20 protein-coding genes are annotated in these 10,717 nt (G+C 40.1%); 17 read left to right on the top strand and 3 right to left on the bottom strand.

The window, feature by feature from the left end; all coding sequences use genetic code 11:
* Positions 1-229: 229 nt before the first annotated feature.
* The 3 genes from csrA to AC4IFT_RS21945 form a co-directional block, all read right to left on the bottom strand.
* Complete coding sequence (gene csrA, locus AC4IFT_RS21955) at positions 230-418, bottom strand: carbon storage regulator CsrA (protein WP_490752817.1); 189 nt, start codon at positions 416-418, stop codon at positions 230-232.
* A 235-nt stretch (positions 419-653) separates the two neighbouring features.
* Positions 654-863, bottom strand: a complete 210-nt coding sequence (locus tag AC4IFT_RS21950) for a hypothetical protein (RefSeq protein ID WP_210814749.1) — start codon at positions 861-863, stop codon at positions 654-656.
* A 99-nt stretch (positions 864-962) separates the two neighbouring features.
* On the bottom strand, positions 963-1,607 hold the full coding sequence (locus AC4IFT_RS21945) for a LexA family protein (protein ID WP_219248245.1): 645 nt from the start codon (positions 1,605-1,607) through the stop codon (positions 963-965).
* Positions 1,608-1,708: 101 nt separating this feature from the next.
* Between AC4IFT_RS21945 and AC4IFT_RS21940 the strand changes: the two genes are divergently transcribed.
* The 17 genes from AC4IFT_RS21940 to AC4IFT_RS21860 all read left to right on the top strand — a co-directional run bounded on the left by AC4IFT_RS21940 (position 1,709) and on the right by AC4IFT_RS21860 (position 10,315).
* Positions 1,709-1,915, top strand: a complete 207-nt coding sequence (locus AC4IFT_RS21940) for a Cro/CI family transcriptional regulator (protein ID WP_219248243.1) — start codon at positions 1,709-1,711, stop codon at positions 1,913-1,915.
* A 37-nt stretch (positions 1,916-1,952) separates the two neighbouring features.
* Positions 1,953-2,408 carry a YmfL family putative regulatory protein gene (locus AC4IFT_RS21935; RefSeq protein ID WP_490752814.1) on the top strand — a complete coding sequence of 152 codons (456 nt, stop codon included), beginning with the start codon at positions 1,953-1,955 and terminating at the stop codon, positions 2,406-2,408.
* 61 nt (positions 2,409-2,469) lie between these two features.
* Positions 2,470-2,646: a hypothetical protein gene (locus AC4IFT_RS21930; RefSeq protein ID WP_490752813.1), complete on the top strand. Its 177-nt coding sequence runs from the start codon at positions 2,470-2,472 to the stop codon at positions 2,644-2,646.
* Positions 2,636-2,812 carry a DUF4222 domain-containing protein gene (locus tag AC4IFT_RS21925; protein WP_490752811.1) on the top strand — a complete coding sequence of 59 codons (177 nt, stop codon included), beginning with the start codon at positions 2,636-2,638 and terminating at the stop codon, positions 2,810-2,812. The genes AC4IFT_RS21930 and AC4IFT_RS21925 overlap by 11 nt, the downstream gene beginning before the upstream one ends.
* Positions 2,809-3,870 (top strand): conserved phage C-terminal domain-containing protein, encoded by a 1,062-nt coding sequence (locus AC4IFT_RS21920; RefSeq protein WP_490752809.1) that lies wholly within the window; start codon positions 2,809-2,811, stop codon positions 3,868-3,870. The genes AC4IFT_RS21925 and AC4IFT_RS21920 overlap by 4 nt, the downstream gene beginning before the upstream one ends.
* Positions 3,870-4,115, top strand: coding sequence for a hypothetical protein (locus tag AC4IFT_RS21915; protein WP_490752807.1), 246 nt, complete (start codon positions 3,870-3,872; stop codon positions 4,113-4,115). The genes AC4IFT_RS21920 and AC4IFT_RS21915 overlap by 1 nt, the downstream gene beginning before the upstream one ends.
* Complete coding sequence (locus AC4IFT_RS21910) at positions 4,115-4,648, top strand: phage N-6-adenine-methyltransferase (RefSeq protein WP_490752805.1); 534 nt, start codon at positions 4,115-4,117, stop codon at positions 4,646-4,648. The genes AC4IFT_RS21915 and AC4IFT_RS21910 overlap by 1 nt, the downstream gene beginning before the upstream one ends.
* Positions 4,645-5,115: a hypothetical protein gene (locus AC4IFT_RS21905; RefSeq protein ID WP_490752803.1), complete on the top strand. Its 471-nt coding sequence runs from the start codon at positions 4,645-4,647 to the stop codon at positions 5,113-5,115. The genes AC4IFT_RS21910 and AC4IFT_RS21905 overlap by 4 nt, the downstream gene beginning before the upstream one ends.
* Complete coding sequence (locus tag AC4IFT_RS21900) at positions 5,115-5,300, top strand: hypothetical protein (protein WP_490752801.1); 186 nt, start codon at positions 5,115-5,117, stop codon at positions 5,298-5,300. Before AC4IFT_RS21905 ends, AC4IFT_RS21900 begins: the two co-directional genes overlap by 1 nt.
* The gene (locus tag AC4IFT_RS21895) at positions 5,293-5,679 is read left to right on the top strand and encodes a RusA family crossover junction endodeoxyribonuclease (protein WP_490752800.1); all 387 of its coding nucleotides are present in this window, start codon (positions 5,293-5,295) and stop codon (positions 5,677-5,679) included. Before AC4IFT_RS21900 ends, AC4IFT_RS21895 begins: the two co-directional genes overlap by 8 nt.
* Entirely contained in the window at positions 5,676-6,215 is a 540-nt protein-coding gene (locus AC4IFT_RS21890; RefSeq protein WP_490752798.1) for a DUF968 domain-containing protein, read from the top strand. The genes AC4IFT_RS21895 and AC4IFT_RS21890 overlap by 4 nt, the downstream gene beginning before the upstream one ends.
* Before the next feature lie 31 nt (positions 6,216-6,246).
* Entirely contained in the window at positions 6,247-6,684 is a 438-nt protein-coding gene (locus tag AC4IFT_RS21885) for an antiterminator Q family protein (protein ID WP_490752796.1), read from the top strand.
* Positions 6,685-6,829: 145 nt separating this feature from the next.
* On the top strand, positions 6,830-7,189 hold the full coding sequence (locus AC4IFT_RS21880) for a hypothetical protein (protein WP_490752795.1): 360 nt from the start codon (positions 6,830-6,832) through the stop codon (positions 7,187-7,189).
* Positions 7,190-7,915: 726 nt separating this feature from the next.
* Positions 7,916-8,236: a hypothetical protein gene (locus tag AC4IFT_RS21875; protein WP_490752794.1), complete on the top strand. Its 321-nt coding sequence runs from the start codon at positions 7,916-7,918 to the stop codon at positions 8,234-8,236.
* Between the two features lie 571 nt (positions 8,237-8,807).
* A complete protein-coding gene (locus tag AC4IFT_RS21870; RefSeq protein ID WP_490752793.1) occupies positions 8,808-9,158 on the top strand; it encodes a hypothetical protein in 351 nt (116 codons plus the stop codon).
* A gap of 194 nt (positions 9,159-9,352) precedes the next feature.
* A complete protein-coding gene (locus AC4IFT_RS21865) occupies positions 9,353-10,093 on the top strand; it encodes an SDR family oxidoreductase (protein WP_490752791.1) in 741 nt (246 codons plus the stop codon).
* Between the two features lie 66 nt (positions 10,094-10,159).
* Positions 10,160-10,315 carry a hypothetical protein gene (locus AC4IFT_RS21860; protein WP_490752790.1) on the top strand — a complete coding sequence of 52 codons (156 nt, stop codon included), beginning with the start codon at positions 10,160-10,162 and terminating at the stop codon, positions 10,313-10,315.
* The last annotated feature ends 402 nt before the right edge of the window (positions 10,316-10,717 follow it).

The following is a 10,717-nucleotide window of genomic DNA, read 5'->3' as shown; positions in this document are numbered from 1 at the left end:
TTTTTTTCATTAGACATAATTAATACTCCACACAAAATTTAGATAATAAGAGTCCGTCTCTTAATAAAGAGAATTAATTCCTTGGTGTTGGCTAAATATAAAAAAATAATTAAATAATAAATAAAGCCACTGACAAATAATGAATATATTTACCTAGTATGAACACTGAATATCAGTGGCCTTATATATTATGAAAAAGGGCGGTGCGATACCGCCAAAAACTACAAGGTCAATCACTAGCAGTGGCAATACTATTTTCAGCTAAGATACGCTGATAAATTTCTTCACGATGTACTGATACATCTTCGGGGGCAGCGACACCAATCCGCACTTGGTTTCCTTTGACCCCTAAGATTTTAATTTTAATATCATCGCCGATCCTGATTTCTTCACTGACTCGGCGGGTTAAAATAAGCATTCCCATGCCAAACACTCCACACAGTTAAAATATCAAGTCAGCTTTTAGTTGATGGTGGGTGATGTTATTCCCACTCAGTGCCTCGGTGTTTTTCATCGTAGCCGACCGTTCCATCAACGTACGTCATATCCAATATGTTGCTTAGGACGTTTAGGCTGCTTATCTTGTCCCAACCGTTTGGCGATCATCACTCGCCATTCACCAACTAAAAGCTAACTTATAAATTCAAGCTCAATTAAGCATTAATAATGACCCGGCAAAGTTCAGACTGATCGAATATTTGCTCATCGAGCTTTTCTAGCTGCCGCTGCAGGTCGACTTGCTTAGCTTTAAGTGCCGCCAGCTTTTGAAGTTCAGCTGCTTTTTCCATAATCCATGCCGCAGCATCTTCTTGCGACATAGCAACGCTAAAAGTGACGATTGGTTCATTTGAATTAGTTTGCATTGAGCACCTCCTAAGTTGTCTTAGATATAAACTAATTCAACTTAGGATTTGTGTCAATATAAAATCTAAGAAAACTTAGATTAAAATTAAGGAGGGAGGTTATAGCTCGTATTGAACACCGCGAACGAGGCCGACTATTTCGCAGTTACCGTTGATTGGGATGTTGTTATATCGAGGGTTTAGTGGCATTAAAAACTTGTTGGGGCCATCAACAACATAACGTTTTACTGTAACTTCATCAGAGCCTTGCAATCTAGCGACAACAAATTTACCACTGACAACCTCAGCTTCAGGATCAACAATAACTGTTGACCCTTCTGGGATTGACGGTAAGCCGTAAGGGTTTGTCATAGAATCGCCAATGACGCGCAGGGCGAATGATAGAGGTGATACTTTAAGGGTTGTCTCTATAAACTCTAAATCATCATCGTAGATCTGATTTGGTGCATAGTCAGTGAAGTTGCCAGCTTGGACATAAGATAAAATCGGCACTTTTTGGGCGTTCGTGATTATGTTGGATGCCTGCTTAGATGGAATACCGTACAATATATACGCTTCAGTTGTATTGAAATATCTAGCTAATTTCAATAGAGCATCACTTCGCGGGGCATTTAGGTCTCTCTCCCAATATCCGACTGTAACATCAGACACGCCACAATACCTCCCAAGTTCTTTTTGGGTGGTTTTAGTGATGTCTCTCAAAGCTTTTATTCTGCTTCCGATGGTGTTTTCAGTTTTACTCATTCCTAAGTCCATTTCATACAAACCTAAGTTATCTTAGTTTTTATTGACCAAATATAAATTAACAATTAATATCTAACTTAACTTAGAAATCAGGAGGTGTTATGACTACAGAGCAGATCGAAAAATACTTCGGAACAACTAATAAAATTGCTGAGTTTTTTCGGATAAGCCCCGAAGCTTTTTACCAATGGAAAAAACGACCAAATCAACTAATTCCGAAAAATCGTGCCATGGAGGCTGATTACAGAACGAAAGGTGAATTGAGATTTAACCCAGAGCTTTACCAGAACAGTAGCAAAACCAACTAACCGAGTTAACTACAAACAAAACAACGGAATTGTAGATATGTGCAAACAAACATTAAAAGAAGTCGTGAAAGAGATGTGTAAGGCGTACCCCGGTGGGCGTTCAGCGATGGCGGCTGCACTTGGGATTAGTGAAACCACATTTAACAACAAGCTGTATGAAAAGAATGGCTGTCGGTTCTTTGAGTTAGATGATTTGTTCGCTATGGAGGATTTATCTAACACAAACTTTTTTACTGAACATTGCGCGGAAAGAAGAAATTTACTGCTGGTGGAAAAAATCAAGCCAGAGGATCTGGATGAACCTGAGTTGTTCCGATTAATGTCAAGAGCAGCGGGAAAGCGGGGTGAGCTCGCAGTGTTTCTGGATAAGTCACTAGAAGATGGTCGGGTGGATAGCAGTGAAGAAAATCACATCATGAAATTATTAGATAGGGCGATTGCTAGTACTAGAGGGGCTATAAATGCATTCATCAAATTACATAAGAAAGGGTGACGCTCAGGATATGCGGTCCCGAGCGTCGGTTGCTAACAACTTTTTGTGTGGAGTAATTAGCATGAGCAGTGTAACGAATTTACGCGGTAGAACGCAAGTGAGAGTTTCTATCCGTGATGGTCGTTTTGTCTATGAACTAAAGGTACCAGAAGGGCGGCAGGAGACCAACTACAAGTTTGTTGAGTGGTTGGTAGATGAATTTAATGCCAATTGCGGGAGAGGGGATCATGTCCAATGAAGATGCCAATAATCTCAATCGCATTTATCTGGATAAGCGGGGTGTTCGTGTCATACGTTATGACCGAGTCAAACAGTGGGTCATATTCCTGCGTGACGGTTATGAACATGAATGCTTCGCCCCTTTGTACAAATTTAAAGCCGAATTCACAAGGGTGATGGAATGAGCAGCTTGTTACTACTTAAAACACGCCCACAGATTGTTATACCTGAGTTGGCGGTACGCTTGGGCTTGAATGAGGCTTTATTGCTTCAGCAAGTTCAGTATTGGCTATCAGAAACCTCATCTGGCGTTGACCATGAGGGACATCGCTGGATTTATAACACTATTGAAGAATGGCGTGAACAGTTCCCGTATTTTTCTGAATCGACAATTAAGCGTGCATTTAACAATTTAAAAAAGTTGGGCGTATTAAATATTGAGCAAATCAATAAACGCACCCATGACCGCACAAATTATTACTCTATAAATTATGAACATGCGTTGTTATCCGATGAGGTCAAATTGAACCCATCGAACAGTTCATCCAAGGGTGTTCGAACAGGTCAAAATAACCTCATCGATAAGCGCAAAATGAAACGTTCGAATAATACCAAAATGACCCCATCGAACGGGGCAAATTGCCCTGATCTTACAGAGAGTACTACAGAGAATACTCAAGAGATTACAACAGAGAGTAACTCTTTTTGTCAGGCTCATGCTGAGCCAGACTATGCACAGATTGTTTTAGAACATTTCAATAAAGTCACGAATTCAAGTTATCGGGATGGGAAAACCACTATGGGCCATATCAGAGCCCGTCTAGCTGAAAACTATATCGCTGATGATTTAATTCTGGTGACTGACTACACCACAGCCAAGTGGCTGAATGACTCAAAAATGAGTGACTATCTGCGCCCGAAAACATTATTTAGCCCTGAGAACTGCATGGAGTACTTTGAAAAAGCGCAAAAATGGCATGAAGCAGGCCGACCTGCATGTGTTAACGGTAAATGGCTGAAGCCGGGTGAGGTGGTTGTTCATATCGATACAGTTGAGCGTGACACAGTATTTACTCAAATTTTCTCAACAGGTTGGAAGCCAGCTAACAGGATCCAAGAGATTGCCAAAGAAATGGCTAGCAGAAGTGGGCTAGGTCGCCTAAATGAATTTGCAGGGCGTTCGGCATGGAAGGGGATTTGGCAACAGGCAGCAGAGCAAGCAGCGAAAGAGGTGACAGCGTGATGCGTAGTGAATCTAAGGAAATTTACGGGGCTAACGTTTTTGGTTTAGTCGCCATGTTTCATCAATTGCGCCGCTGGTGGGCTATTCGTGAATTGCGTGGCTGTTGGAATGATTCCCGCCGTGGTTTAGTTGCATGCAGAAAATTCAACCATTTAAATTCCGTATCTGAGCATTTTAATGTTCAGCAACGCTATAAACGTATTCGTATGTTTGCGAAGCCCCACCAGCAGCGGGGTGTTATCTAATGGCTGTTTATTCAAGTAATACCGCGCCAGAGGATAAAGATTGCTGGCAAACGCCTCAATGGTTATTTGAAGCTTTAACACTTGAATTTGGTTTCTGGTTAGATGCTGCTGCAAATGAACAAAATGCCCTGTGTCCATACTTCCTCACCATAGAACAGAATGCATTGGAAATCGATTGGGTAAGTTGTGGCGCCATATGGTGTAACCCGCCTTATAGCAAGATTAAACCGTGGATCGCTAAAGCTGCGGAACAATGTACAAAGCAAAACCAGCCAATAGTGATGTTATTGCCAGCGGATAAATCAACATCCTGGTACTCGTTGGCGCTAAAAAGCGTTGATGAAGTTCGAACTATCATCGATGGCCGTATTAATTTTATTGATCCCAACACAGGAAAAGAGAAAAAGGGCAACAGTAAGGGCTCGATTCTTCTTATTTGGCGTCCATTTGTAGAACCAAAGGCAGTAGGCACGCATGTATCAAAGAATCGCTTAATGGAAATAGGCAAAGCAATTTTGGGGGTGGCAGCATGAGACGTGACACTTACCAACAATGCATTGAAATAATTAAAGCAGGTCGTCAATTCGACACCTTTAGCACAAATCACCTCAAAGGTGAGTGTGGGTATCACAAATTATTATCCAGAAGAATGCTTGTCATCCTGATTGATCTTGGGTGCGTCAAATACCTTGGTGAAATGAAGAAGGAGGGTAAGGGGCAAGCAATGAGCCATTATCAAGTGACGCCATACGCTATCACCAAACTAAAACAGTCAATTGAGAAAGAGAGACAAGAAAAAGAGCGCCAGCAGGCTATAAAAGCCAAGGCAAAGCTTAAATCGCAGCCACCAGCCGAGCCTAAAAAAGTGGACGAAATCAAGAAGTGCGAGCCTGAGTCTCAATTCGAGTGTGGGATTAAAGTTGTTGAAAAAGCTTACATAGGCGATATGGGAAGCCAACCTCTTAAGCAATTAGATCAGTTACTGGCGGGGGTGAGATAGTGAAAAACAAAATGCCTGAAATTCAGACTTGCCGCTATTGCTATAGCTCTGACACGACAGTTGAGAGTCATAGCTATAGAACATGGTTCTACGTTCGTTGCCATAGCTGCGGTGCTAAAGGTCCCGATGTTAATGATAAGCCAATGGCAGTGACTGTATGGAATAAGGGGGTAATTGGTGAGTAATACAATATCTCTAATTTTACCTTTTCCTCCTAGTGTTAACGCTTGCTGGCGGAACATCAACGGTAAAACGTTAATCAGTGCAAAGGGGCGGGCGTTCCGTGCAAATGCAATGGCCGCTATCTACGAACAGCTACGCAAAAGACCGAAAGCAATTACTGAGCATGTATCTGTCATTGTGAAGATGTACCCACCGTCCAAGCGCAGAATGGATATTGATAATTACTTGAAAGCGCCTTTTGATGCATTAACGCATGCTGGTGTTTGGAGTGATGACGTTCAGGTTAGGCGTGCAGTCATTGAATGGCATGAAGTCGTAAAGGGCGGTCGATTTGAAATTGAGATAAAGCCCCTCAATGCAGAAGTGGAGAAAATATCATGAGCCACCAATGGATATTAAGCTCAATCATTATTCCCGAAGTTAAGGCTGTGATGTTTAGACCAGGAGCAAGCCTAAATTTGTTTAATGGCAGAATGCTGATCACGACATTACCTGATGAATTAAAGCATCAACCATCAGGCCTTATCTCTCTTTCTGACCAATACCTCAGCGACGTGGTTAGTGATGAACGGGCATCTAAACCTGTATTAAATTTAACCATCAACCCCGAGCCACCAGCTAGCTTAATGTTGAAACCTAAATTACAGCGCTGGATTAATGATAACTACCTGCAGTGGGTAAAATCACAACCATGTTGTGTCTGTAATTCCATCGCGCACGAAGCACATCATCTAATCGGTCATGGTCAGGGTGGAATGGGCACTAAGGCTCATGATTTGTTCACTATCCCATTATGTCGCATTCACCACAGCGAGTTGCATAAGGATCCAAACGGATGGGAAAGGGAGCACGGTAGTCAATTAATTTTTTTAATTCGATTCCTAGACCGTTCAATCGGTCTGGGTGTTTTCGGTTAATGCGTTGTGCGGAACGCAGGAGACTTTTTGCATGAGAGATATTCAGTTGGTTTTACAAAAATGGGCAGGTTGGACGAGTGATAATCCGGGCATCGATTATTCCCATATTGCTGCAGGCTTTAAAGGCCTAATTGCAAACAAAGAACCATCAAGAGAGTCATGCAGTGATGATGACGGGATAATTATTGATAGCGTTATTGCGAAGCTACGGCAAGTTAGAAAAGAGGAAGAGTTAGAATTAATTGTTTTGCATTATCTTTATGGGGTGTCAAAACGCAATATTGCCAAGGAATGGAAAATGAGCGAGGGGCGAATTCGGCAAATGATGCAAGTTGCTGAAGGTTTTGTTGACGGTTGCTTAGCCATGCTGGGTGTAACCCTAGAAATGGATTCTGAGGTTATTAACAACGTAAAAGCGATAGATGGTAAAAAAGTATTAGTGCGCTACGCAAATTCGATGTTATTGTGATAAGAGTGAATACGTTGTAACCGAACTTATAGAATGAAACCTCGCAATGCGGGGTTTTTGATTGCCTCATTATTTAGTCTTTATTAATATTAGCGTCCTAAATTAAATAGATATTTGATGTTTATATTTAATGGAGGATAATTAAATGAGTAAATTATTTTCAGCATTACTGGCTATCTCGATTATGGTTGTATCGAGTAGTACTTTAGCAGCGGAAAGAGGCCTAACTAAGGAAGAAGAGACTAAGGTAACTAACTTAATAAAAAAACACCTTAAATTACCAGCATCTGCAAAGTTCAACCTCGGGAAAATGATTGCTAATCCGTATGATGCATACTGCGGTTCAGTCGCTAAATCAAATAAAGAGGCAATTCCTTTTCTCCTTTCAATGCCTGAGCCCATAGATCACATTGACTTACGCCGAGTTGTCCTTGTTGGTGATAATGAATATAAGTATCGCAGTGTTATTGAGCAATGTGCAGAGTATGGGTACAAATTGAATTAATAGTCCTGAAAAGAATGCCTACCCGAAGTGGAAATATACCATAGCCTCCTGAATTGTGATTGTGCTATAGACCCGTCAGTAATGTCGGGTTTTTTGCTTTTGATATGTACAATTCTTTACAATGCGTAAAATGTTGCTACTTTTATATAACAACCAAGTAGTAAACAATTATTAGTCATAAAGGGATTGTATTTATGGGGATCTTTAATGTATTACAGGTAGCGGTAGCTGCACTGGTATTAGTTCTTCTATTTGTCGCTATTCCACATTGGGTAAAGTAATTAGTAGCTGAAGAGTTGAGTTTGTACAATTTCAATAGTGAACTATATTTAATTTGCGAACTACATCAGTTGTAAGAACATCAACCCTAATCAAACCCGTCAGAAATGACGGGTTTTTTGCCATGTAATTTCTCTTATTTTTATATGGATTTTGGTGGGTTGATTGGTTACAATTTGTTCGGTCGTTCATGTGAAAAAGTAGGGATTTGTGAAAGCAGTTAATCGTTTTTTAGATTTTATGGTTGGGATGCAATATTTAGTGGTGATTTTTGTCGTTTCATTACTGGTCTTGTTTATGGAAAATTGGGTATAACATTAACCACAAATAATTTTTTCGGATAGATGAATAGTACCGTGTATACAGTGTTGCTAGTGCAGAGTGATTAAACTACATAATTATTAAGAGGTCGCCTAGTGCGGCTTTTTTGCTTTCTGAGGCTCATCAATGCAAATACCTACCGAATTAGCGTTCAGGCCAGCCAGCGAATTACCAACCGAAGATTTAGATGGTAGAGAAGTCATTGTGCTTAATCCGTGCGATGGTTGGCACATCGGCTATATTCAAGTCGATAAAGATGAAGATGATTGCTTTATCGGAGTTTACTATTCACCAGGTGAGATAATGAGCCCTCATAGTTTTTATGTTGCATGGGCACTTTTACCAGATGGTATAGCTTTGAGTGATAAATTTGAGGGCGAGCAATACTTGAATCGCCATTGTTGCGTATGTGAGCGGCGCGACCACTCAACGGCAGAACATAAATAACAGAAAGCGATATCAGAAGCACACAGTCATAACGTGACAGTCATCAAAGGATAAGTTTAAATTTTAGTCTATTATCATTGAACAAAGGTAATTCAACGAACATCAGTTAGACTGTTTAATTACCAAAAAAATCACAAAATGTTTATGAATAATATGTGCGATGTATAAATAAGGCTCCACCTTGGTGGGGCTTTATTTTTGACAAAAAAATACCACCCGAAGGTGGTGGCTATAAAGTGAATCAATAAGCAGAAAGTAACTAAAGCAACGCTAGTCAACTTACTTATACCATCAATTTCACTTAAGGTAAATTTATGAAAGCGATTGAGTTCACATAATGAAAACTCTATTTTCTAGCTTCTATCTTGCACATAGCGGCATTAAAGCGAGTAGAGTTTCCATTGTGGAGAATGCCAAGGCTGATTGGCTAACTCGCATGGGTTATCTGTACTTATCAGGATAGAAGCACACACGCCATGGGGAACCTGAACGCATACACTCTCAGCGTATGCCTCCACAACACCATTTCGAGCAACAAAATATTCCAAAAATTATTCCAAGGGCTACCTATATGACTATCGACGACATAAAGGCTGTTAACGATGCTTATATAGCCAATGAAAAAAGAAAGGCTGTAATAGAGAGGGCCAACAAAAAAGCCGATGGCTACCAAGCTATGAAGTATATATTTAATCTAATGGTGGATGGTCGCTACGTCAATCGGAATGAAACCTATATAGATATTACCGTAATGGGATATGACCACGCGACTATATTTTATAATGCACTTCGTGATATTCCATTATTTATTAAATATGGTAAAGAAAATGGTGTGTGGCAGCATCGATTATTTAAGAAGCTATTTTTTTATGACCAAATAAACTGGTCGTATGGCAAAAACTATGTACGGTTGCATTTGTAAAAATACTAACCTGTAACTTAACTATATGAAAACATTATCGTACGTAATTTTTTTAAGTTAATTTCATATGCTCGGTTATACCAAGCAATGGGGCAAATATTGTTTGTAATTCAGTTGAATAGCACAACTTGATGTTGAGCAGAAAGCTGGATATTGTACGCTATCAACTTTTCTTGCGTAATTTCGAGGTAATAATGAGTGCAAATCAAAATAAAATAGCATTGGTTACTGGAGCATCCAGAGGTATTGGGCGAGCTATTGCAGAAAAGTTATCTGAAGATGGTTACACAGTTATCATTAACTATTCAGGAAATGTAGTTAGTGCTGAAGAAACTGTAGCGACAATTAAGGCTAAAGGCGGAAGTGCTGTTGCAATTCAAGCTGATATTTCCAACGAGAATGATGTAGCTAGGTTGTTTTCTGATGCCATGCTGCTCATGGGTAAGCTCGATGTTGTGATTCATAGCGCGGGAATAATGCCACTAGCTAAAATAACCCCTGATGGATTGGAGGAATTTGATAAGGTCATTAGTACAAACCTACGTGGTGCTTTCCTTGTTCTTGCTAATTCCGCTGAGCATATTGTCAATGGAGGGCGGATTGTCGCCCTTACTACCAGTGTAATTGCAAAATCATTTCCAACTTATGGACCCTATATTGCATCAAAAGCTGGCGTGGAAGGCTTAATTCATGTTCTTGCAAATGAATTAAGGGGTCGCAATATAACTGTTAATGCTGTCGCTCCGGGGCCAACAGGAACTGATTTATTTTTTAATGGTAAAAATGAAGATCAAATTGCTGCAATTGCTAAATTAAGCCCTTTAGAGCGTATTGGAACCCCTGAAGAAATTGCTAATGTCGTATCAATGTTAGTGAGCAAAGAAGGTAGCTGGATAAACTCACAAATAATTCGAGTTAATGGTGGCTTCGCTTAAGTAATTGTAATTAATCATATCTAGGCTGCGCATTGCGTGGCCTTTTTCTATTTAAGAGAGGTAGTTATGAAATTTGAAGACTTACCCGCTGATATTCAATTGGTTGCTGCTAATTGTTTATCTCGATTAATTATGGATAGACCTCATATGGAAAAAGAGCCAATGGAGAGATTGGCTCAGGACATTAAAAACGCATTTGTTAGTTTATATTATCAAAGTTAGTGTCTTTTTTATTTTTCTCAAAATGAGCCTTAAGTTCATCAAAAGTTTTAATAATGACACTAGATGTAGAGCTCGTGTTAGTGCGGTTATATTCACCAGACCTAATTAATTCAACTATAAGCCTGTATGCCGCCTCGGATGGTTCATATTCTGGATGTGGTAGTTTTTCTGACATGGTATTCCTATTTTTTAGAAGTTAATCAGCCATTCCTTCAGTAAGTAACATAGGGCTGAACCTCTAACTTAACCTAAATATCAACTGAATTCATTAACCCACACTAGCTTCTGTAGCTGGTGGACTTCTATTAAATCAAGAGAACAAATAATTTATGAGCACATCAATAGGGATAACCCTCGGTGCTGCTGGCGGTGGCGCGATGGGCGGTTTCCTTATTGGTGCCG

This window comes from Providencia sp. UF-183 (assembly GCF_058246155.1).
The sequence above is the reverse complement of the archived record's forward strand: the minus strand, read 5'-3'. Positions and strand labels throughout refer to the sequence as shown.